Origin of the sequence: Leifsonia psychrotolerans (assembly GCF_013410665.1) — a bacterium.
GTDB classification, from domain to species: domain Bacteria; phylum Actinomycetota; class Actinomycetes; order Actinomycetales; family Microbacteriaceae; genus Cryobacterium; species Cryobacterium psychrotolerans_A.
The window spans coordinates 634629-657720 of record NZ_JACCFM010000001.1; the positions used below are offsets into that span (position 1 = coordinate 634629).

Sequence of the window (23092 nt, forward strand, 5' to 3'; positions counted from 1 at the left end):
CCGACGAGACGCACGAACCCGAGCGCGTCGTGGCGCCCGATAGCTCGACGGGCAGCACCGATACGACATTAAACTTCAGCCAGGAGTTTGCGGCTCAACTTGCCGCTCTCGACGGCGCTGCCACGGTTGAAGAGCACGACGCGGTCGCTGCCTTGCCGTCGGGCTCGGCACTGTTGGTGGTGCGCCGCGGCCCGAACACGGGTGCCCGGTTTTTGCTCGACTCCGATGTCACATCGGTGGGACGTCACCCCGAGGCAGATATTTTTCTCGACGACGTGACGGTGTCCCGCCGTCATGCCGAGTTCGTGCGTCATGGCACGGCGTTCGAGGTGAACGACCTCGGTTCGTTGAACGGTACCTACTTTGATGGCACTCGCATTGAACGGGCGCTGCTCACCGACGGTGCAGAAGTGCAGATCGGTAAATTCCGTCTCACCTTCTACGCCTCGAGACTCGACCTCGTGCGCGCGGCGAGCGAATAGTGGCCGCACAGCCTGCTCGGGCACGTTCTTCCAGCACGGCGCCGTTGCTCAGCATCGGCCAGGTGTTGGCCCGGCTCACACCGGAGTTTCCCGACCTGACGCCGTCCAAGCTGCGCTTTCTCGAGGAGCAGCGCCTGGTGTCCCCGGCGCGCACCGAATCGGGGTACCGAAAGTTTTGCGCGAGCGACCTCGAGCGGCTGCGATTGATCCTGTCGACTCAGCGCGACCACTACCTTCCGCTCAAGGTTATTCGTGGGTACCTCGAAGACCTCGATGCAGGATTGTCGCCGACGCTACCCGGCGGCGTAACGCTGGGCCCGACGATGCTGTCTGTTCCGCGACGCCTGTCGAAGGACGAGTTGCTGCGTGAGGCCAGCGCGTCGACCTCGCTGCTGCACGACGCGATTTCAGCGTCGATCATTCTGCCCGCCGACTACTACGGCGAGGAATCACTGCAGGTGCTGCGTGCGCTCGTTGAGTTGCAGCGCAGTGGAATCGAACCGCGCCACCTGCGCGGCTTCCGTGGAGCCGCAGAGCGGGAGCTGGGCCTGATTGAGAGCGCATTGGTGCCGCTGTCGAGGCGCAAGGACGCCTCGAGCCGCGCCAAGGCCAGTGACATGGCCGTCGAAATCGCCGGCCAACTCGAAGTCGTGCGGGGGAGTCTGATTCGTTCGGCTCTCGGGCGACTTACGACCTAAGCTTCACGCCTCGGCGCAGCGGATCTCGGCCATGATCAGGGCCGGGAATTGATGTAGTCTGCTCCCAGCTTGCCTGAGTGTTGTGGTCGTAGACTTGACGTACGTCACCCGTCGATCTTCTCTTCGTGCGAGAGAGAGTTCGACACGCCGAATCCGTCTAACGGATGTCACCGATAGAGGCCCTTCGCCTCGATAGCGTGGTCAGTGCGAACCGAGTGCGTCGCAGATCAATTTCGAGAGGCAAACCTATGAGTGAAGTCAATTCCCAGGGCGAAGCCTCCCGGTACGGCATAGATCTGCTGTTCACCGATGGAATGCCGGAACTCGATGAGAACTCCGGTTACCGTGGCGCAGTGGCTGCCCGCGCTGCCGGGATCAGCTATCGTCAGCTGGACTACTGGGCCCGCACTGAGTTGGTACAGCCCACAGTGCGTGGCGCTGCCGGATCCGGTTCCCAGCGTCTGTACGGCTTTCGCGACATTCTGGTGCTCAAATTGGTCAAGCGACTGCTCGACACCGGAATCTCGTTGCAGCAGATCCGCACGGCAGTGAACCAGCTGCGTGAGTCGGGCGTCAGTGATCTGGCCCAGACCACCCTGATGAGCGACGGCGCCAGCGTCTACCTCTGCACGTCGAACGACGAGGTCATCGATCTCGTCAGCCGCGGTCAGGGTGTGTTCGGCATCGCTGTCGGCAAGGTGCTGCGTGAGGTCGAGACGAGTCTTGTCGAGCTCGACATCGCCGCCATCGACCCGGCCGACGAGCTAGCCCAGCGCCGGACCAGTCGCAAGATCTCCTAGGGCGGCACGATCTCTTCGGGCGCACGATCTCTTCGGGCGCACGATCTCTTCGGGCGCACGATCGGTTGAGCGTTTAGACCTCGCGGGCCGGTTCAGCGTACTCGCCGATGCGCGCCGTGCGCAGCACCCGGTCGAGCAGCTGGTCGAAGTACCGTGCCATTTCTTGCGCGCTGTCGCCCGGCCAGATGTGCAGGGGCTTGGCTGCGCCCTGTGCCTGCTGCAGGGAGGTTCGTTCGGGAAGTTGCGGGCTGAGGACAAGCGGGCCGAACATGTCGCGCAGTTCCTTGATTCGGAACTGGTGCTCCAGTGATGCAGTGCGGGCACGGTTCACGATGATGCCGAGCGGCTGCAAACGCGGGCTCAGGCCGCGGCGAATCTCTTCGATGGCGCGCAGGGCGCGGTCTGCTGCAGCGACCGAGAATAGCCCCGGCTCAGTCACGACGGCGACACGGTCGCTCGCGGCCCAGGCGGTGCGGGTCAGCGCATTGAGTGACGGAGCACAGTCGATCAGAACAAGGTCGTATTCCGACTCCACCGTCGAGAGGGCTTCTTCGAGCTTCCAGATATCACGGATACTCGGGTGCGGCCCGTCGAAATTGATGGCCGACGGACTACCGATGAGCACGTCGATCGTGCCGGGACGACCGCGGGTCCATCCGCTCGGGGCGATGGCCGCACGCACGGTCTTTTCTTTGGGGGAGGCCAGAACATCGGCCACGTTCAAATGGCCGGCGACCTGAATGTCCATTCCCGTTGAGACATCCGATTGTGGATCGAGATCCACAACGAGTGTGCGAATGCCGCGTGCGAACGCGGCAGACGCCAGACCAAGGGTCACCGTGGTCTTTCCTACGCCTCCCTTGAGGGAGCTGACGCTAAGTACGTGCACAAGTAGCAACGTTACCTTCAGTAGGCTGGCAGAACCTAACCGTTGGCTGTGTGCCGTGTCGTGTTCGAAAGGTCTGCATGTTTACCAAGATTCTTGTTGCCAACCGCGGTGAAATTGCCATTCGGGCTTTTCGCGCCGCCTACGAGCTTGGTGCGAAGACCGTTGCGGTGTTCCCGTATGAAGACCGCAATTCGCTGCACCGCCTGAAAGCCGACGAGGCTTACCAGATCGGCGAACCGGGTCATCCCGTGCGCGCCTACCTTGATGTCGCCGAAATCGTGCGTGTCGCCGTGGAATCCGGCGCCGACGCCATTTACCCCGGCTACGGCTTTCTCTCGGAAAACCCCGAGCTCGCCGAGGCGGCCGCCGCGGCCGGAATCACATTCATCGGGCCGGGTAAGAGCGTGCTGGAAATGGCCGGCAACAAGGTGACCGCGAAGGAACACGCGATTGCCGCTGGGGTCCCGGTGCTGAAATCGACGCCGCCGTCGGAAGACGTCGACCTTCTGATCAGCCAGGCCGATGAGATCGGCTTTCCCATCTTTGCGAAGGCCGTCGCCGGAGGCGGCGGTCGCGGTATGCGCCGCGTCTCGACCAAAGCCGACCTGCGCGGGGCCCTCGAAGAGGCAATGCGCGAGGCCAAGAGTGCCTTTGGTGACGCGACGATGTTCCTCGAGCAGGCAGTTCTGCGCCCCCGCCACATCGAAGTACAGATTCTCGCCGACTCGACCGGCGAAACCGTGCACCTGTTTGAGCGGGATTGCTCGGTGCAGCGTCGCCACCAGAAGGTCATCGAGATCGCACCGGCGCCGAACCTTGACGAGGGCGTGCGGCAGAGCATGTACCAGGATGCCATCGCGTTCGCTCGGTCGATCGGTTACGTCAACGCCGGCACCGTTGAGTTCCTGCTCGATACCGAGGGGGAGCGCGCCGGTCAGCACGTGTTCATCGAAATGAACCCGCGCATCCAGGTCGAACACACCGTGACCGAAGAAGTCACCGACGTCGACCTCGTCGTCTCGCAGATCCGCATCGCCGCGGGTGAGACGCTGGCCGACCTGGGCCTGCATCAGGAGAACATCGTCCTGCGCGGTGCCGCACTCCAATGCCGCATCACAACCGAAGACCCGGCTGCGGGTTTCCGTCCCGACACCGGCAAGATCACCACGTACCGCTCACCGGGCGGTGCCGGAGTGCGTCTGGACGGCGGAACGATCAACCCGGGTGCCCAGATCAGCCCCTACTTCGACTCGATGCTCGCCAAGCTCACCTGCCGCGGTCACGACTTCGCCTCGGCGGTCACCCGTTCCAAGCGCGCCCTGGCCGAGTTCCGCATCCGTGGCGTATCGACGAACATCCCGTTCCTGCAGGCTCTGTTGGATGACCCCGATTTCGCCGCCGGCGACCTGAGCACCTCGTTCATCGACGAGCGTCCCGAACTGCTGAAGGGCCGCGCGTCGAAGGACCGCGGTACGAAGATCCTCAACTGGCTCGCCGACGTCACCGTGAATCACCCCAACGGCACACCGGTCACCACAGTGCACCCGGCGGAGAAGCTGCCTGTCATCGATCTGAACCAGCCTGCTCCCGCCGGTTCGCGCCAGCGTCTGCAGGAGCTCGGCCCGAAGGGCTTCGCCCAGGCACTGCGCGCACAGACCGCACTGGCCGTGACCGATACGACGTTCCGTGACGCCCACCAGTCGCTGCTGGCGACGAGGGTGCGCACTCGCGACCTTGTCGCTGCGGCGCCGTACGTGGCCCGTCTCACACCCGAACTGCTGTCGGTCGAAGCGTGGGGTGGTGCCACCTATGACGTGGCACTGCGTTTCCTCGGCGAAGACCCGTGGGAGCGCTTGGTGGCACTGCGCGAAGCGCTGCCCAACATCAATATTCAGATGCTGCTGCGCGGTCGCAACACCGTCGGCTACACGCCGTACCCGACCGAGGTGACGGATGCTTTCGTCGCGGAGGCCGCCGCCAGCGGTGTCGATATCTTCCGCATCTTCGATGCGTTGAATGATGTCTCCCAGATGCGTCCGGCCATCGACGCGGTGCTCGCCACCGGTACCGCCGTTGCCGAGGTAGCCGTCTGCTACACCGGCGATCTGATGAACCCCGACGAAGACCTTTACACCCTCGACTACTACCTGGGCCTGGCCCAGGAAATCGTCGATGCCGGTGCGCACATCCTGGCGATCAAGGACATGGCCGGCCTCCTGCGCCCCGCCGCGGCCGCGAAGCTCGTCACGGCGTTCCGCGAGCGCTTTGATCTGCCCGTGCACGTTCACACGCACGACACCCCGGGTGGTCAGCTGGCAACGCTGCTGGCCGCCAGCGCCGCCGGCGCGGATGCCGTGGACGTCGCGTCGGCATCGATGGCCGGCACGACGAGCCAGCCGTCGGCTTCGGCCCTCGTCGCGGCTCTCGCCCACACCGAACGTGACACTGGAATTTCACTGCAGAACGAGCTCGACCTGGAGCCGTACTGGGAGGCCGTGCGTCTCGTCTACCGTCCGTTCGAGTCAGGCCTCGCCGGGCCCACGGGGCGCGTTTACAAGCACGAAATCCCGGGCGGCCAGCTCTCCAACCTGCGCACCCAGGCGGTTGCCCTGGGCTTGGCCGACCACTTCGAGCTGATCGAAGACATGTATGCCGCAGCCGATGCGATCCTCGGCCGGGTGCCCAAGGTCACTCCGTCGTCGAAGGTCGTCGGCGACCTCGCCCTGTACCTTGCCGCGGTGAAGGCAGACCCGGCCGACTTCGCCGAGAACCCGGGCAACTACGATGTGCCGGACTCGGTCGTCGGTTTCATGGCGGGCGAGCTGGGCGACCTGCCCGGCGGCTGGCCGGAACCGTTCCGCACGAAGGTGCTCGCCGGACGCACGGTACGCACGGGCGTGACCGAGATCACCGACGAGGAGCGAGCCGCTCTGAACGGCACCAGCACGGCGCGTCGTCAGATGCTGAACCGATTGCTTTTCCCGGCGCCGACGCGCCAATTCGAGCAGATTCGTGAGCTGTTCGGTGACCTGTCTGTCGTCGACACCATCGACTACCTCTACGGCCTCAACCAGGGCCGTGAGAGCATCATCGAAATCGACAAGGGTGTGCGCCTCTACGCCGGACTCGAAGCCATCGGTGAAGCCGACGACAAGGGCATGCGCACCGTCATGACCATTCTCAACGGCCAGTTGCGCCCCGTCTTTGTGCGGGACAGAAGCATCAACGTCGAGACCAAGGCGGCCGAGAAGGCCGACACGAACAAGCCGGGTCAGATCGCCGCTCCGTTCTCGGGCGTTGTCACGCTGAAGGTCGAAGACGGTGCCGCCGTCGAAGCCGGTCAGGCCGTCGCCTCTATCGAGGCAATGAAGATGGAAGCCGCGATCACGAGCCCGATCGCCGGTACGATTGAACGCCTTGCCATTCCGAAAACCCAGCAGGTTGACGCGGGCGATCTGCTCGTTGTCGTTCGCCCACGCTAGGCTGAAGGGGCAAAACGAGGGAAAGACAGGACTTTTGTCAGAGAAACGCACCGATGAGGGCACCAGCGGCGAGAGTGTCGCAACCGAGCCCGATGCGCCGAGCGCGAGTGAGCCCGGCGACGAGTATCACAGCGAGTTGCCGCCACACACTTTTGTGAACCTGGCTGCAGCGCTGCCTGACAGTCTGAGTGTGGCCCTTCCAGCCGAGCCGGTGTCGTCGCGGTCGCGTGCCGTCGAATCGCTGCGAGAGCGCGGCAGCGGGGCGACCTCAGCGGGCTCACCCTCGACGCACACCGTTGAAATCAGTACGCCCACGGTTGCCCGTTCGGAGCGCTCGACTCGCTCGACCCACGTGCCCGTCGACGCATTCGGAGCGTCAGAATCGCAGGCTTCTCCGGCACGCCGGTCCCACTCCGGAGCCGGGGGAGCGCCCGAAGCGGCATCGATGCTCACCTCTGATCGTTTGCTCAACGTCACACGCAAGACGCGGAAGGCTCCCCGGGGCGGCTGGAACCAGTTCGTCTATGCCGTCACACTGCACCTGGTCAACCTCGGAGACTCGGCGAAGGTACGCGCGGCCGACGAAATGGCGGCTCGCATCCGAAAGCAGTTCGAGGGGGGCGCCCGGTTCGTGCCGGTTCTCACACGCAAGGGTGGGGTGGGTAAGACCACGGTCACTGCGCTGCTCGGCATGGCGCTGGCGGATGCCCGTGAAGATCGGGTCATCGCCATTGATGCGAACCCCGATCGTGGCACGCTGTCCGAACGCGTGAGCAAGCAGACGCGGTCAACCGTGCGCGATGTGGTCGTGAAGGCCGCGTCGATCGGTGGTTTCACCGACTTCTCTGCCCTTGTCTCTCGTGACGAGACCCGTCTCGACATCCTCGCTTCCGACACCGATCCACTGCTCTCTGAGGCGTTCGACGAAAATGATTACAACGTCGTCGCCGACCTCGCCGCACGGTTCTACTCGATCGTTCTTACCGACTGCGGCACGGGAATCGTGCACTCGGTTATGCGGGCCACGCTGCAGCGCGCCGATTCGATCGTGATCGTTTCTGGTGGCAGCGTCGATGAAGCCCGATTGGCCTCCGAGACACTCACCTGGCTCGAAGCAAACGGATACGGTGCGCTCGTGAGCAATGCCATCGTTGCGCTCAACACGGCAACCCAGGGAACGAACCTGGTCAAGCTTGAAGAGATTGAGTCTCATTTCAGGTCGCGCGTTCGCGAGATCGTACGGATTCCGTACGACCCGCAGTTGGCTGCCGGCAGCGTGGTGTCCTATAAGGATCTTCAACCGATTACTCAGCTGGCGTCGCGTACTCTGGCTGCTCTGGTCGTGGAGGGTCTTCCGGCCACGCGGGCCGTCTAGGCACATTCGCTGCACCACTCTGCTGCGCCATCTGTCAACCGCTACGTTCTATCAGGGAGTCACTGTGCCTGAGCGCCCGATTCGTCTCTTCGGAGATCCCGTCTTGAAAACCGTGTCCGAGCCGATCGCATCGATCGATGATCGGGTGCGTGGTCTGGTTGCCGACCTCGTCGACAGCGTCAAGCTTCCCGGCCGTGCCGGGGTCGCTGCTGCGCAGATCGGTGTGAACCTGCGAGCCTTCAGCTACAACATCGACGGTGAAATCGGCTACGTGCTGAACCCGGTGATCGTCGAGCTGTCGGGCGAACCCGAGCTCGTCGATGAGGGATGTCTCTCGGTGCCCGGCCTCTGGTATGCAACCCAGCGTTATCCGTTCGCTCGTGTGAGCGGAATTGATCTGGCGGGCTCTGCCATCGAGGTGTCGGGCTTCGGGCTGATGGCTCAGGCGTTGCAGCACGAAACCGACCACCTCGACGGTTTGCTGTACCTGGACCGGCTCGATCGGGAGAGCCGCAGGGCCGCGATGAAGGAAGTGCGCGAGTCGGACTGGTTCTGACCTGCACCGACGAAGCGCCGCCCACGACGTGGGCGGCGCTTCGTCGTCTCGGCAGGGCTAGTCGCGGATCACGGGCTGACTCTCGGTGACGGTCGAGCCCGCGTACATGCGCTCCACGCTGTCCGCAAAGTCCCGCATGATGATGTTGCGCTTGATGCTGAGCTTCGGAGTCAAATAGCCATCGGCTTCGGTCAGTTCGATAGAGAGCACCTCGAACTTGCGAATCGATTCGGCCCGGGACACTCGGTCATTGGCGCTGTCGACGGCGCGCTGAACCTCGGCCAGGACCGCCGGGTTCTTGGCCGCTTCGGCCAGAGAGAGACCGGCGTCCTCGCCGTTATTGTTCAGCCAGACCGGCAGCATTTCGGGGTCGAGCGTAATCAGCGCGGCAATGAACGGCTTCTGGTCGCCGACGACGATGACCTGCCCGATCAGCGGGTTGGATCGGATCGGGTCCTCGAGCGCGGCCGGGGCAACATTCTTGCCGCCGGCGGTGACGATGATCTCTTTCTTACGACCGGTGATGGTGAGAAAGCCGTCGTCGTCGAAGGAGCCGAGGACGCCGGTCTTAAACCAGCCGTCCTCGAACCCCTCGGCCGTGGCCTGTGGGTTCTGCCAGTATTCTTTGAAGATGTCGACGCCCTTGATCGACACCTCGCCCGAATCGTCGACGCGCACAGACACGCCGGGAAGCGGCGGGCCGACGGTGCCGATCTTCGATTTGGTGGCGAGGTTCACCGTGGCCGGAGCAGTGCTTTCGGTGAGACCGTAGCCTTCGAGAATCACGATTCCGAGGCTGTGGAAGAAGTGCCCAAGGTGCGCACCGAGAGGGGCAGAGCCCGAGACGGCATACCGGACATTGCCGCCCATTGCGGTGCGCAATTTGCTGTACACGAGCCGGTCGTAAATCGCGAACGCGATCTTCTTCCGAAGCGGGATCGTCGCTCCGGCTTCAACCAGTTGCGAATGCTCGACAGCGAGTGCGGCCGCGGCGCGGAAGATCTTGCCCTTGCCGCCGGCTTCAGCCTTCTGCTCGGCCGAGTTGTAGACCTTCTCGAAGACGCGGGGGACAGCCAACAGGAATGTGGGTTTGAAGCTGCCGAGTGACGGCAACAGTTGCTTGGTGTCGGCCTGGTGCCCCACGCGCACACCGGAGTGGACACAGAGCACGGCGATGAAGCGCGCGAACACGTGGGCGATCGTGATGAAGAGCAGGGTGGAAGCGCCATCCTCATGGACAAGCACCTCACGGAGTGCGACGCCTGAGTTACGGCTGGTTTCAACGAAGTTCGAGTGCGTGAGCACACAGCCCTTGGGCTTGCCCGTGGAACCCGACGTGTAGATGAGGGTGGCAATGTCCTCGCCGACGGCAAGACTGCGGCGGCGCTCAATTTCGGCATCCGTCACATCGGTTCCCGCGGCGACGAGTTTGTCGAGGTCGTTCAGGTCGATCTGCCAGACAGAGCGAATCCGCGGAAGGTCGGGGTGAACCTCGTCGAACTTCGAAAAGTGATCGGCGGTCTCGACGATGATCGATGTGGCTCCAGAGTCGCTCAGGTTCCACTGAATCTGGCTCGGAGCGCTGGTCTCGTAAATCGGCACGAGGATCGCACCGGCGAACCAGACGGCGAAGTCGATCAGCGTCCACTCGTAACGGGTCTTGCAGATCAAACCGATCGTGTCGCCGGGCTCGATACCCGCGGCAACGAAGCCCTTCGCCAGGGCGATGACCTGGGCGTGGAACTCTGCAGTTGTCACGGGCAGCCAGCCCGCGGCGCTCGGCAGTGAAAAGAGCACCAAATCGGGCGTGGCGGCTAGCCGATCGACGAGCAAATCAGTGCAATTGGCGCGCGGGTCCGCGGGGACTACGGCAGGCATGTCGATCTGTTTCACGGCAACTCCTTTGGTACCGGGCGGGCGAGGTTCGCAGCTCACCGCGCGGCGGATTGAGGCTTTCGCCCTGCGTTTAGCTGGTTTACTACACTATAGGGGTGCTGCCCCCCAGTATTGGGGAGCCTGCTCCCTGCTCTGAACCCCAGCCCGATTACCGGAAGGCATTCGACGTGCACGCGATTGGCATCGATATCGGCGGCACAAAGATCGCCGGGGGGATCGTCGACGAATTCGGAACTATTCTGCGTGCGGAGCGGGTGCCGAGCCCAGCCGACGATCCGCGCGCAATGGAAGATGCCGTCGTCGCGATGATCACGTCGCTGTCAAGCGGCGAACAGATCGGCGCCGTCGGAGTTGCCGCGGCGGGTTTCATCGACTCTGCCCAATCAACCGTCTATTACGCCCCGAACATCAACTGGCGCAACGAGCCGTTTCGTACCAAGCTCGAGGCGCGCATCGACCTGCCCGTGATTGTCGAGAATGATGCGAACGCGGCAGGATGGGCGGAGTTTCGCTATGGCGCCGGGCGCCTCTACAGCGACATGGTCACTCTCACGATCGGCACGGGTGTCGGCGGGGCGATCGTCGCCAACGACCGACTCTTCCGCGGCGGTTTCGGCGCCGCCGCCGAGTTGGGTCACCTGCGGCTCGTTCCCGACGGGCTGCCCTGCGGGTGTGGCGCGCGCGGGTGCATCGAACAGTACGGGTCGGGTCGGGCGCTTCTGCGTATCGCAAACGAGTGTGCGGATGCGCCAGGCGTGGGCGTCGCACTCGCCGCACGGCGCGAACGCAACGGCGTGCTGACCGGGGCGGATGTCGGGCACCTGATCATGGCTGGCGATGAGGGGGCTCTCGCGGCATTGCGCCAACTAGGAGCGTCGTTGGGTCAGGCCTGTGCAAGCCTGGGTGCCGTTCTCGACCCCCAAGTGTTCGTCTTTGGTGGAGGAGTGGCCGCGGCCGGAGATCTGTTGCTTGAGCCGATTCGCGCCGCTTATCGTGACCACCTTCCCGCCCGGGGCTACCACCCCGAGGCAGAATTCGCCATCGCTGAGCTCGTCAACGACGCCGGTGTGGTGGGCGCAGCCGATCTCGCGCGGCTCGGCGCCGACGCGCAGTAGTCTGAAAGAGTTGACGTCGACCTGTGAGAAAGAAGGAGCCGCAATGTTCTACTGGATCATGAAGAACATTGTCGTCGGTCCGGTGCTGCTCGGGCTGTTTCGTCCATGGGTGATCGGCCTGGAGAACATCCCGAAAAACGGTGCTGTGATTCTCGCGAGCAATCACCTTTCCTTCATCGACTCTGTGTTCTTGCCACTCGTCGTGCCCCGTCGAGTCGCCTTTTTGGCCAAGAGCGAATACTTCACCGGCACCGGACTGAAAGGCTGGGCTACCCGGCTGTTCATGACGGCGAGTGGGCAAATTCCGATCGATCGATCGGGTGGCAAGGCCTCAGAAGACTCGTTGAACACGGGCCTGCGCGTGCTGGGTTCGGGGGGCGTTCTCGGTATCTACCCCGAGGGAACCCGCAGCCCGGACGCGAAACTGTACCGAGGTCGCACCGGTGTGGCCCGCATGGTGCTGGAGGCCGGCGCTCCCATCGTTCCGGTCGCGATGATCGACACCGAGAAGGCGATGCCGACCGGAACTCGGCTGCCGCGTGTGCGTCGTATTGGCATCATTATTGGAAAACCGCTCGACTTCAGCCGGTTCGAGGGCATGGAGGGTGATCGCTTCGTGCTGCGCAGCGTTACCGATGAGTTGATGTACGAGCTGCGGCAGCTCAGCGAACAACGCTATGAGGACGTCTACGCGAGCAGCGTGAAAGAAAAGCGCGCAACCCTTTCGCGGTAAGCTTCGTCAATCGCTGTCGTTTTGACAGACGACCCCCACATCGCGGCGTCAGTACGTGCGCGCCGCCGAAGAGAAACAGGAACCCGTCAGTGGTAGACCCCACCGAACCAGTCGTATTGGCAGACGAATCTGTGATCGCGGGCCTGGACTATTGGCGCACGCTCCCCATCAAGCAGCAGCCCTCGTGGCCCGATGCAGGCGCCGTGGCCGCGGCATCCGCCGAGTTGGAGACTCAGCCGCCACTCGTCTTCGCGGGCGAGGTCGACATTTTGCGCGACCGTTTGGCCGAAGCGGCCCGCGGAGAGGCATTCCTGCTGCAGGGCGGCGACTGTGCGGAGACGTTCTCCGGTGCTACCGCCGATCAGATCCGCAACCGGGTCAAGACTGTGCTGCAGATGGCCGTCGTGCTCACCTATGGCGCTTCGATGCCCGTCGTGAAGATGGGGCGTATGGCCGGTCAGTTCGCCAAGCCGCGCTCCAGCGACTTCGAAACGCGCGGCGATGTCACACTGCCGGCGTACCGAGGCGACATTGTCAACGGCTACGACTTCACCCCGGAATCACGCGAGGCCGACCCGGCGCGCCTGATCAAGGGGTACCACACCGCTGCGTCGACTCTGAATCTCATTCGTGCCTTCACGCAGGGTGGGTTTGCCGACCTGCGCCAGGTGCACAGCTGGAATCAGGGCTTTGCGGCAAACCCAGCCAACCAGCGCTACGAGAAGATGGCCAAGGAGATCGACCGCGCCATCAAGTTCATGATCGCCTGTGGTGCCGATTTCGATGCCATGAAGCGCACCGAGTTCTACACCAGCCACGAAGGGCTGTTGATGGACTACGAGCGGCCGATGACGCGCATCGACTCGCGCACCGGAACCCCCTACAACACATCGGCCCACTTCATCTGGATCGGGGAGCGCACGCGTGAGTTGGATGGCGCGCACGTGGACTTCCTGTCGCGGGTGCGCAACCCGATTGGTGTGAAGCTTGGCCCGTCGACCACGGCCGACGACATGATGCGCCTGGTTGACCTGCTCGACCCACACCGGGAGCCCGGACGCCTGACCTTTATCACCCGCATGGGTGCCGGAAAGATCCGTGACGCGCTGCCGCCGCTGCTCGAGGCGATCAAGGCCAGCGACGCCCAGCCTTTGTGGGTCACCGACCCGATGCACGGTAACGGCATGACCACACCGAATGGCTACAAGACTCGTCGTTTCGAGGATGTCGTGGACGAGGTCAAGGGCTTCTTTGAAGCGCACCGTGCCGTGGGAACGCACCCGGGCGGCATCCACGTCGAACTCACCGGTGACGACGTCACCGAGTGCCTCGGCGGGTCGGAGCACCTCGATGAGGCCTCGCTTGCGACGCGCTATGAATCACTCTGCGACCCGCGGTTGAACCACATGCAATCGCTGGAACTCGCATTCCTGGTAGCGGAGGAACTCGCGGTTCGGTAGAGCGAACAGCTGTGAGGGCCCGTTTCGACTTCGGTCGGAACGGGCCCTCAGTCGTTGAACGGCGGGTGAGGCCTAGTAGAAGTTCACCGAGATGGTGGAGCCACGCTTCGCCATCTTTCCGGCATCAACGTCTTGGGCGCCGGCGACGACTGCCCCCTCCAGGAACTGCGGAACGTTCGAGGTCACGACGAAACCGAGAGCCTCGAGCTGTTTGCGGGCGCTGGCGATGGTCTGACCGGTAATCACGTTAGGCACCTCGACGACGTCGGGTCCCTTCGAGATGCGCAGCGTCAGTGTGTCCCCGACACGAACCGCGGCTTCGCTGGGGGCGAGGGCCATGATGACCGCGCCGTCGGCGAAGTCATCGCTGAAGACGCGCTCGCCTGCCTCGGCGTGAAGTCCAACGGCGTCGAGTGTCGCCGTGGCCTCGTCGACGGTCTGACCGGCGACATCCGGAATCACTCCGGCAGAAACCAGCAGTGTCACCGGTGCTCGTTCGGCGAGTTCGGGGCCGACCGGGTTGCCGGTGGCATCGAGAACGGCCATCACCGTGTCGAGAGGCGCGCCCGTCGAGAACTCCCGGATCGACTCACCGATGCTGAACTCGGCCAGCTGCGCACGAGCATCGGATTCCGGCGCCCCGATAACGTCGGGAACCTGAAGAATCTTTGGCCCGATCGAGACGAAGATCGTGATTCGTGACCCCTTCGGAGCGTTCCCGCCGGACGGGTCGGAGGCGATGACGGTTCCGGGTGCGATCTCGGGGTCGGTACGTTTCACTGGTACGACCTCGAAGCCGAGCGCTGTCAGCTTCTGTGTCGCCTTCTCCTGGGGCAGTCCGACGGTTTTCGCCACGGCAACCTGCGACCCGGGGCCCACACCGAAATACCACCCTGTCCCACCGGCAAGGGCGGCGACGAGCAGAATCACCACGAAGAGCAGATATCCTCGACGTTTACGCTTGTCAGCCTTGGTCGCCAGCAAAGCACCGTGCTCCGTCGGCGGTTCGGAACCGGAGGACCCGGCCGTGGCGGCTCCGGCGGCGAGTGGGGTGGAGCCGAAGATCTGGGTCTCGGCATCGGCGATGTCAGAGTATTCACCCGGCAATACCATGGTTGCGGCGTGAGCATCATTCGTCAGCACGGTGGTTGCCTGGTCAGCGCTGGCGAGGGTCGCCCCGGCACCGCCTCGAACCGACCCGGACTCCGGGGAACCAAGCGGCTCGCCCGAGAGCAACCGGTCGAGCATGACTCGGGCATCGCGGGGGCGATCTTCAGGATCGCGGGCCGTGGCCCAGGCGACGAGGTCGTCGAATTGCGCGGGCGATCCGGGCACGGTGGCACTCGGCATCGGGACCGTGTCGTTGGCATGCTGATAGGCGATCTGCATCGGAGCTTCGCCCACGTAGGGCTGCTCTCCCGTGAGCATCTCGTAAGTCATGATGCCGAGCGCGTATATGTCGCTGCGGGCATCGGCAACCCCTCGGGTGACCAATTCGGGGGAGAGGTACGCGATCGTGCCCAGTAGAGCCTGGCCGGTGGCGGTGTTATTGCTGGCCGCACGGGCCAGACCGAAGTCACCGAGCTTGATGCGCCCGTCGTCGGCGAGCAGAACATTCTCGGGCTTCAGATCGCGGTGCACGATGCCGGCCTTGTGTGCAGCAGCCAGTCCGCTCAGCACAGCCGTCAGGATGTCCATGGTTTGTTCGGGGGTGAGTCGACCGTAGTCTTTGATCAAATCACGCAGCGTGATACCGGGGAGGTACTCCATGACCAAGTAGGCCATGTCGGCGTCTTGGCCCTGGTCGAAGACATTCACAACGTTCGGGTGCGCGAGGCGAGCGGCAGAGCGAGCTTCTTGCACGAAACGACTTTTGAACGTGTTGTCGTCGGCCAGGTGGCCGTGCATGATCTTGATCGCCACGCGGCGCTCAAGGCGCAGGTCGGTGGCCAGGTACACGGTGGCCATGCCGCCACGGGCAATGCGAGAGCGCACCTGATAGCGGCCATCAATCAGACGGCCGAGCATCGGGTCGCTCGGGGTATCACTCACTCGTCGAGTCTAGGGAACGGGAATGGGTTAGCCCCGATAAAACACCGTGAGCCACGAGTTTCGTACAGAACTTGTTACCCGACAGACGAATTTACCCCAGCTGAGTGAGCCACGCGCGGGCCGACGGCTCCCAATTTGCGTAGAGGTCGGGATGCCCCGAGATCTGCACGGCCTGAGCGGCCTGAGATACCGTCATCATCTCCCAGCCCGCGACGTCGAGCAGCCCACGTGTGTTCTCGTTGGGGTTCTGGGCGCCGCCAAAGAATGCGCGGGTGGCGCGAGCCGGATCGGTGAGTTCTTCGGGCGTACCCCAACCGAAGCTCGGGCGCTGCTGGAACAGCCCGAGCGAGTCACGGTCACCGTGGCCGAGATTGCTGAGAGTGGATTCCTGAGCGGCCGCAGCCAGCGCGACGATGATGCCGTAGTCGCCGACGTCGAGCGAGCGTCCGACCGAAATGATCGTCTGAGCATTGCGGCGCATCTCGTCGGTGAGCGGCACGACATTCGGCACCTCTGCCAGCGGGGTCACCCAGACGGCAGGCGCGACGTCGGGGGAGGCTGCTGCGCCGCCGGGGATGGCCAGCATCTGGCCGGGGTAGATCATGCTCGACAGGGTCAGGCCGTTTGCGTCCAGCACCGATTGCATCGAGACTCCGAGGGAGGATGCGACGCCGCTGAGGGTATCGCCACTGACAATGGTGTAGGTGGCGGTGACCGGCGTGCTGCTGGACACCGATGGTCCCGATCCCGATGCAGGCGTTGCGGCGCTTGCGCCCGTCCCGGAGGCCGGAAGGACGATCGTTTGCCCGGGGAAGATGACACTGCTCGTCGACAGGCCGTTTGCGCTGAGCACGGCATCGGTCGACAATCCGTGTGCAGCGGCGACGCCGCTGATGGTGTCGCCGCTCGCAATTGTGTAGCGGGCGATCTCGCTGGCCGCCGACGGGGTCGGCGTCGCTGCAGTGATGCTCGAGTGCGCGGAATTCAGAGTGAGTTTCTGGCCCGGAAAGATGACTGCCGACCAGCCCAGGCCGTTCAAGGCAAGAACCGACGCGGTTGAGAGGCCGAACCGTCCGGCAATGCCGCTGATCGTATCGCCCTCGACCACCAGGTATTCGTGAGGTGCCTGCTCGGAAGCAGCGGCGGCCTTCACCGGTATGGCGGTTCGGGTGCCCGGAATGGTGCTTTTGGCCTTGAGCGGCTTCTTGGCAGGGGCAGCAGCCTCGGCGGGGGAGGACATGTTGAACGTCATGGCGATCACGCTCACGAGCACGACGGGAATGCTGGCCAGAAGCCTGCGGGAGCGTCGCATTCCCCGACGTCCATCGCCGACCGGAGTCTCGTCCTGGTGCGGTGTCGGCATTGATGTCCCCTTTACTAGTGGTGCATCCTCCACGCTGACACAGATGAATAGGCGAGTCAAACAGGCGTGCCGGTGATTCTGAAGACATTTTTCGAGAGTTTTCACAGGCATCGTCTGCTGGATTTCGTGAGCTGTTTCGCGGAAGACCCACACTCATGGCAAGGTTGGAGGGTGACTGACACGTTTTCTGCGCAAGAATGGCTGACCATCCCCGACCTCGTCGACCTTCTGGGCATCAGCCAGAGCAAAGTTCGACAGCTCCTTGACGACAAGGCACTGCTCGCGGTGCGGCGTGACGGCAAGCTTGCGGTGCCCGCCATCTTCTTGAAAGACGGCGCGCCGATCAGTGAACTGCGCGGAACGATTTTCGTGCTCGCGGACGATGGGTTCACCGACGAGCAGTCGATGGACTGGCTGCTCGGCGTCGACGAGAGTCTGAGTGTCTCGCCGATCGAAGCGTTAAGGGCCGGCCGCAAGGCAGAGGTTCGCCGCGTCGCCCAGGCCCTCGCCTAACCCCGCGGTTAGAAAGTTCGCTGCGTCACGGTTTCGGTAAGCGCCTCGAGCGCGGCCTTTGCTTCGGGCCCGATCGGCGCAGCGGTGAGTGCCGCTCGAGCCTCGGCAACGTTCTGCGCGATGAGGGCTTCCACCTGCTCGACAGCGCCGCTGGCGAGAATGGCCTGTTGAAGCCGGCTGATCCGCTCGGTATCCAGCTCGGGGTCGCCCAAGTATTCGTCGATCAGGTTGCGTACGGCGTCGGAGGCGTTGTCTCGGGCCACCGCGATCAAAACTGTTCGTTTGCCCTCGCGCAGATCGTCTCCACTGGGTTTTCCCGTCACCGTGGCATCGCCGAAGACGCCGAGCAGATCATCCCGGAGCTGGAAGGCGATTCCGAGAGGGAGCCCGACAGTGCAGAGTGCGGCCAGCTGCTCGGCACTCGCGCCGGCCAGGGCTGCGCCGATCACGAGTGGCGCTTGCACGCTGTACTTCGCCGACTTGAACACGATCACGCGGTGGGCGCGGGCCAGCAACTCGGAGGCCGGCTGTGTGAGCCAGGCGCGTTCCTCGAGGATGTCGAGGTATTGGCCGGCGGTGACCTCCGTGCGCATCCGATTGAACTCCACCCGTGCGGCGCGTGCGGCGCGGGTGTCAGGCACCTCGACCAGGCCGTCGTCGAGGAGCTCGTCGCTCCAGCCCAGCATCAGGTCGCCCAGCAAGATCGCGCTGGCGCGACCGAACTCGCCCGAGTTGCCGGCCCAGCCCGAACTGCTGTGCAGACCCTCGAAGAGTTTGTGGGCCGACGGCGCCCCCCGGCGCGTGTCTGAGTTGTCGATGATGTCGTCATGGACCAGCGCGGCGGCGTGAAAAATCTCGAGAGCGGCGGCAGCCGACACAATGGACGAGAGATCGGAATCGGCCGGTGCGATGCTGCGCCAGCCCCAATAACAGAATTGAGCGCGAAAGCGCTTGCCACCGCTGAGAAACTGCCGTGAGAACTCGACGAAGTCGGTGAGGTCCGGGCTAATCGAGGACACAATGGAATCACGACTCGCTACGAAGTTCTCTATGCGAGACTGAACAAGATCGACTAGATGAGTGCTTTCAACCACCTGCCTAGCCTAGCCACCTCAGCGGCGCTAGAATTAAGAGCTAACCCGCTCGATCCCGTAATTGGAGGGAATGAGATGCCGCTTTCAGAACAGGAGCAGCGACTCCTCGAAGAGATGGAGCGCAGCCTCTATCACAACGACGCTGATTTTGTGGCGACTGTCGGAGCCACCAGGCTTCGTCCTAACTACCGATCCATCGCTCTCGGGGTTCTCCTGGTCGTGGCTGGGATCGCATTATTGATCACCGGGGTCGCATTGCATTTGCTGTGGCTTGGCATCATCGGCTTTGTGGTGATGTTCGCCGGCGTGTTGCTCGCGATCAGTCCCGGTCGCTCGGCCTCGCACTTTTCTGCGGCCGACGCCGCTGCCGCGTCCGGCGCACGATCCACTCAGTCCCGAGGTGCAGACCAGGGCTTCATGGACAAGATGAATGACCGCTGGGACCGTCGTCAAGACGGACACGTTTAGGCGTTCAGCCGACCACCACGCAGTACAGAAGGGCCGATCCGGTGGATCGGCTCTTTTTTGTTGTCCGCTCCACGGCCCTCCACGGTGCTGTTCGGCGACCCTTCAGGCAATTTGGGGGAGAAACGCACGAATATCCCTCGTTTTCATCAGTAAGTGGGTGGTTGTGGAGTAAAGTGGAGCAACACCTGTCCCGTGGCCGGAAGAAATGGGGTGATGGATGTTCCTGGGAACCTACGCACCCAAGCTCGACGAGAAGGGGCGCATCATCCTGCCGGCCAAGTTTCGGGACGAGCTCTCTGAGGGTGTCGTGATGACGCGCGGACAAGAGAACTGCATTTACGTGTTCAGTAACACCGAATTCGAGCAGCTTCACGAGAAGATTCGCCAGGCCCCGGTCACGAGCAAACAGGCTCGTGACTACCTCCGTGTTTTTCTGTCGGGCGCCTCCGCTGAGATGCCAGACAAACAGAACCGGGTGACCATTCCCACGAACCTGCGTCACTACGCGGGTCTCGATCGCGAACTGACAGTGATTGGTGCGGGAAGCCGCGTCGAGATCTGGGACAGCGCGGCATGGGATCTGTACCTCGCCGAACAGGAAACCTCGTTCGCCAACACCACGGAGGAGGTGATTCCGGGACTCTTCTAACCCTGGCGCCTGACTCCCAGCCGTTCATCCCTGACACACTTCCCCGGTGCCAGGTCGAATGGATGGGGATCAGGAATCAGGACTGGATCCATATCCCGGCACTATCTATGGACCTTAACGACATTCACACCCCGGTATTGCTGGAGCGTTGCGTCGAACTTCTCACCCCCGCACTCGACAAGCCCGGCGCGGTTCTTGTCGACGCCACACTCGGTATGGCTGGTCATGCCGAGGCGTTTCTGACCCGGTTTCCCGGCCTCACTCTCGTCGGACTCGACCGGGACCTCGACGCCCTCGCCATCGCTCGGGAACGTCTGACGCCTTTCGCGGACCGCATCCACCTCGTGCACACCGTGTACGACGGCATCGGTGACGCTCTCGACTCGCTCGGCATCGACGAAGTCGATGGCGTTCTGTTCGACCTCGGTGTCTCGTCACTGCAACTCGACCGTGTCGAACGTGGCTTCTCGTATTCGAAAGACGCGCCACTTGACATGCGCATGGACAGCACGTCGCTTCTGACGGCGGAGGTGATCCTCGCCGAGTACAGCGAGCAGGATCTGCGGCGCATCTTCAAGGAGTACGGCGAGGAGAAGCTGGCTGCCCGTTATGCCCAAGCCATTGTCGCGGCCCGGATCGACACACCGTTCGTGCGATCGGCCCAGCTCGTCGAGGTGATCACCGCGGTGACACCGGTTGCCGTTCAGCGTCAAGGGCACCCGGCCAAACGGGTGTTCCAGGCCCTTCGCATCGAGGTTAACCAGGAATTGGCCGTGCTGGAACGTGCGATTCCGGCCGCCATGGAGGCCGTTGCCGTCAACGGACGCATCGTGGTGATGGCCTACCAATCTCTTGAAGACCGCATCGTCAAGCGTGCGTTCGCAGCGGCATCCAGCTCGAGCGCGCCCGCGGGCCTGCCGATCGAGCTCCCCGAGCACAAACCGGTGTTCTCCCTCGTGATTCGAGGTGCCGAGCTGGCTTCCGGCGACGAGAAAGCAGTCAATCCTCGAGCGACGCCCGTGCGCTTGCGTGCAGCCCAGCGCATCCGGAGAGCAGAATGAGCGACAACCTCGCCCGGGTGATGCGCCCGGCAGCGCTTCCCGAGCACACGATCGACCACGGCCCGGCCCAACGACAGCTTCACATCGTCACCACGCGCAGCCAGCGCAAGGCACGTCCGCGCATCATCTATGCGTTCACCGCGATCACCGGAATTGTCGTCATCATCTGCGTGCAGCTGCTGGTGAGTGTCGGGGTATCCCAGGGCGCCTACCAGATCTCGTCGTTGCAGAACGCCCAGGTCGAACTGAGCCGGACTGCCGAGAGTGTGCGTGAAAACCTCGTGCGCGTGTCGTCACCGCAGGCGCTGTCCGCGAACGCCGAGGCGTTGGGGATGGTCAGCAACTCGAACCCGGTCTACCTGCGTCTCTCCGATGGCGCCGTGCTCGGTGCGCCGAGCGCGGCAACCGCAAGCGGTGTCAAGGCCGCCGCGCTCGTGCCGAACTCGTTGTTGGTCGGGATGCCACTCGTGACCCAGATTCCGCAGACTGACGTACCTGTCGCGGGGCCCGCTCCGAGCCCCGCTGGCGCTACAGCCCCTGCCCCTGCCCCGGCCCCGGTTGCGCCAGCGCCACCGACCGGCGGTGGATTGCCGACACCCACGACCCGCTAACCCATGAGATCTGCAAACACCATCTCTCAGCGGCGACGCATTTTTAGCACAATCGTGCTGCTCTTCGTCATCATCGTCGTTTTCGTGGTCAAGCTCGTCGACATCCAGGTGGTGCGTGCCGATACGCTCAGCGCCGACTCGGTCGGGAACCGGTCGATCGAAGTGCCGGTTTACGGCGCACGAGGTGACATTCGAGCGGCCGACGGCACGGTGCTGGCCGGCACAGTGATGCGCTATGAGGTCAACCTGTCGCCGAAAATGGCCGTCGAGCCCATCGAACGCACGGTCAACAAGAAGGACGTGAAGATTCCGCTGGCCGAATCTGCGGCGGCGATCGGTGCGATCACGGGTCAGACCCCGGAGGCGATCGTGGCGATCATCTCGACGGCGTTGGCCGACAACCCGAAGTCGGACTGGGCGTCGGTCGAGAAGGCCGTGGATGTCGACACCTACCGGGCGCTTGACGCACTCGATATCCCCTGGCTGACCTTCAAGAAGCACCCGAGTCGGTCTTACCCGAACGGGGCGGTCGCCGGAAACCTCGTCGGCTTCGTCTCGGGGGAGGGGGAAGCGCAGGCGGGTCTGGAACTCGGTCAGGACTCGTGTCTGGCCAGCACCAACGGTGAAGAGACCTATGAACGAAGCGCCGACGGCGTTCCGTTGCCCGGCAGCACGGTCACCACGAAGGCGGCGAAAGACGGCGGCACGATCGTGACGACAATTGACTCAGATCTGCAGTGGTTCGCCGCGCAGGCTCTCGCGGCGCAGGCCCAGAAGACCGGGGCGGCGTGGGGCAACGTCATCGTTCAGGAAGTGACAACCGGCAAACTCGTCGCCGTGGCCGACTATCCGGCGGTCGACCCGAACAATATCGATGGCACGCCCAATCCCGACGACCGTGGTTCCCGGGCTTTCACCGCCTCCTATGAACCGGGCTCTACCTTCAAGGCGCTCACTGCGGCATCCGTGCTGGATGCCGGCCTGGCCAGTGTCGACTCCCACGTCGTCGCTCCCTACCGCTATATTCCGGCCAACGGCGCCGACATCAACGACAGCTCGATCCACGGAGACCTGAATCTCACCCTCACCGGCGTGCTGATCGAATCGTCGAACACCGGCATGTCGAAGTTCGGTGAATTGCTCAGCGAGAAGCAGCGCTACGACTACATGACGGCGTTCGGGGTCGGCACTGAGAGCGAAGCCGGCTTCCTGGCCGAAGACTCGGGCATTCTTCACCCGTGGGAAGACTGGGACAACCAGACCGACTACGCGACAATGTTCGGGCAGGGTCTGACCACGACAGCGGTTCAGTCCGCGAGCATCTACCAGACGATCGCCAACGGAGGCGTGCGCATGCCCGTGCAGTTGGTCGCCGGCTGTACGCACGCCGACGGAACGGTGACCGACGTGCCAGCGGCAGCCGGACGGCAGGTCGTCTCGGCGTCGGCCGCACGCAGTACCGCAGACATGCTGGAGATGGTCTATCAGCAGGGTTGGCTGGCAGACACCTGGAAGATTCCCGGATACCGCGTTGCCGCAAAGACCGGAACGGCGCAGATGTCGAATGGCGACGGTAGCTATTCCAAGGGCTACATCGTGTCGGTGACCGGGTTCGCGCCGGCTGATGCTCCGAAGTATGTCGTTTCGGTGACACTGGCAGATCCTGTTAACATGAATACGTCTGCCGCACCGGCTCCGATCTTCCAAGAGGTCATGAGTCAGGTGCTGAAGAAGTATCGGGCAGTTCCCTCAGGCGCTCCTGCACCTGCACTCCCTGCCACCTGGTAAGAAAGCG

Annotated in this window: 20 protein-coding genes; 15 read left to right on the plus strand and 5 right to left on the minus strand. The window is 63.5% G+C overall.

All coding sequences use genetic code 11. The annotated features are described in order from the left end of the window. Positions 1–29: 29 nt before the first annotated feature. The 3 genes from HNR05_RS17485 to HNR05_RS02875 all read left to right on the plus strand — a co-directional run bounded on the left by HNR05_RS17485 (position 30) and on the right by HNR05_RS02875 (position 1980). Positions 30–482, plus strand: a complete 453-nt coding sequence (locus HNR05_RS17485; protein WP_179580493.1) for an FHA domain-containing protein — start codon at positions 30–32, stop codon at positions 480–482. Further along, positions 482–1180: a transcriptional regulator FtsR gene (gene ftsR, locus HNR05_RS02870; RefSeq protein ID WP_179577655.1), complete on the plus strand. Its 699-nt coding sequence runs from the start codon at positions 482–484 to the stop codon at positions 1178–1180. The genes HNR05_RS17485 and ftsR overlap by 1 nt, the downstream gene beginning before the upstream one ends. A gap of 248 nt (positions 1181–1428) precedes the next feature. After that, positions 1429–1980, plus strand: coding sequence for a MerR family transcriptional regulator (locus HNR05_RS02875; RefSeq protein WP_179577656.1), 552 nt, complete (start codon positions 1429–1431; stop codon positions 1978–1980). Positions 1981–2053: 73 nt separating this feature from the next. Here HNR05_RS02875 and HNR05_RS02880 read toward each other — a convergent pair whose 3' ends face one another. Continuing rightward, entirely contained in the window at positions 2054–2869 is an 816-nt protein-coding gene (locus HNR05_RS02880; RefSeq protein WP_179577657.1) for an AAA family ATPase, read from the minus strand. A 77-nt stretch (positions 2870–2946) separates the two neighbouring features. On the opposite strand from HNR05_RS02880, the gene HNR05_RS02885 reads away from it, so the two are divergent. The 3 genes from HNR05_RS02885 to HNR05_RS02895 all read left to right on the plus strand — a co-directional run bounded on the left by HNR05_RS02885 (position 2947) and on the right by HNR05_RS02895 (position 8282). Further along, the gene (locus HNR05_RS02885) at positions 2947–6351 is read left to right on the plus strand and encodes a pyruvate carboxylase (protein ID WP_179577658.1); all 3405 of its coding nucleotides are present in this window, start codon (positions 2947–2949) and stop codon (positions 6349–6351) included. Between the two features lie 34 nt (positions 6352–6385). Then, a complete protein-coding gene (locus tag HNR05_RS02890; RefSeq protein ID WP_246318336.1) occupies positions 6386–7726 on the plus strand; it encodes a MinD/ParA family ATP-binding protein in 1341 nt (446 codons plus the stop codon). A gap of 64 nt (positions 7727–7790) precedes the next feature. Next, on the plus strand, positions 7791–8282 hold the full coding sequence (locus tag HNR05_RS02895) for a peptide deformylase (protein WP_179577659.1): 492 nt from the start codon (positions 7791–7793) through the stop codon (positions 8280–8282). A gap of 57 nt (positions 8283–8339) precedes the next feature. Here HNR05_RS02895 and HNR05_RS02900 read toward each other — a convergent pair whose 3' ends face one another. Further along, entirely contained in the window at positions 8340–10175 is a 1836-nt protein-coding gene (locus HNR05_RS02900; protein WP_179577660.1) for an AMP-binding protein, read from the minus strand. A gap of 170 nt (positions 10176–10345) precedes the next feature. Between HNR05_RS02900 and HNR05_RS02905 the strand changes: the two genes are divergently transcribed. From HNR05_RS02905 to HNR05_RS02915, 3 genes are all read left to right on the plus strand, one after another. Next, positions 10346–11293 carry an ROK family glucokinase gene (locus HNR05_RS02905; RefSeq protein ID WP_179577661.1) on the plus strand — a complete coding sequence of 316 codons (948 nt, stop codon included), beginning with the start codon at positions 10346–10348 and terminating at the stop codon, positions 11291–11293. A 43-nt stretch (positions 11294–11336) separates the two neighbouring features. Continuing rightward, complete coding sequence (locus HNR05_RS02910; protein ID WP_179577662.1) at positions 11337–12026, plus strand: lysophospholipid acyltransferase family protein; 690 nt, start codon at positions 11337–11339, stop codon at positions 12024–12026. A gap of 131 nt (positions 12027–12157) precedes the next feature. Then, complete coding sequence (locus tag HNR05_RS02915; RefSeq protein WP_179580497.1) at positions 12158–13486, plus strand: class II 3-deoxy-7-phosphoheptulonate synthase; 1329 nt, start codon at positions 12158–12160, stop codon at positions 13484–13486. Between the two features lie 72 nt (positions 13487–13558). Here the strand turns inward: HNR05_RS02915 and pknB are convergent, their stop codons facing one another. Further along, positions 13559–15514, minus strand: coding sequence for a Stk1 family PASTA domain-containing Ser/Thr kinase (gene pknB, locus HNR05_RS02920; RefSeq protein ID WP_218868975.1), 1956 nt, complete (start codon positions 15512–15514; stop codon positions 13559–13561). A gap of 115 nt (positions 15515–15629) precedes the next feature. Further along, complete coding sequence (locus HNR05_RS02925; RefSeq protein WP_246318338.1) at positions 15630–16901, minus strand: muramidase family protein; 1272 nt, start codon at positions 16899–16901, stop codon at positions 15630–15632. Between the two features lie 171 nt (positions 16902–17072). Here HNR05_RS02925 and HNR05_RS02930 point away from each other — a divergent pair, with 171 nt between their 5' ends. Continuing rightward, complete coding sequence (locus HNR05_RS02930) at positions 17073–17414, plus strand: Rv2175c family DNA-binding protein (protein WP_179577664.1); 342 nt, start codon at positions 17073–17075, stop codon at positions 17412–17414. Positions 17415–17422: 8 nt separating this feature from the next. Here HNR05_RS02930 and HNR05_RS02935 read toward each other — a convergent pair whose 3' ends face one another. Then, positions 17423–18508, minus strand: a complete 1086-nt coding sequence (locus tag HNR05_RS02935; RefSeq protein ID WP_179577665.1) for a polyprenyl synthetase family protein — start codon at positions 18506–18508, stop codon at positions 17423–17425. Positions 18509–18583: 75 nt separating this feature from the next. On the opposite strand from HNR05_RS02935, the gene HNR05_RS02940 reads away from it, so the two are divergent. From HNR05_RS02940 to HNR05_RS02960, 5 genes are all read left to right on the plus strand, one after another. After that, positions 18584–18976, plus strand: a complete 393-nt coding sequence (locus HNR05_RS02940) for an SCO2097 family morphological protein (RefSeq protein ID WP_179577666.1) — start codon at positions 18584–18586, stop codon at positions 18974–18976. Between the two features lie 217 nt (positions 18977–19193). Continuing rightward, positions 19194–19625, plus strand: coding sequence for a division/cell wall cluster transcriptional repressor MraZ (gene mraZ, locus HNR05_RS02945; RefSeq protein WP_179577667.1), 432 nt, complete (start codon positions 19194–19196; stop codon positions 19623–19625). 107 nt (positions 19626–19732) lie between these two features. Then, positions 19733–20686 (plus strand): 16S rRNA (cytosine(1402)-N(4))-methyltransferase RsmH, encoded by a 954-nt coding sequence (rsmH, locus tag HNR05_RS02950; RefSeq protein WP_179577668.1) that lies wholly within the window; start codon positions 19733–19735, stop codon positions 20684–20686. Continuing rightward, on the plus strand, positions 20683–21297 hold the full coding sequence (ftsL, locus tag HNR05_RS02955; RefSeq protein ID WP_179577669.1) for a cell division protein FtsL: 615 nt from the start codon (positions 20683–20685) through the stop codon (positions 21295–21297). Before rsmH ends, ftsL begins: the two co-directional genes overlap by 4 nt. A gap of 3 nt (positions 21298–21300) precedes the next feature. Beyond that, complete coding sequence (locus tag HNR05_RS02960) at positions 21301–23085, plus strand: peptidoglycan D,D-transpeptidase FtsI family protein (RefSeq protein WP_179577670.1); 1785 nt, start codon at positions 21301–21303, stop codon at positions 23083–23085. The last annotated feature ends 7 nt before the right edge of the window (positions 23086–23092 follow it).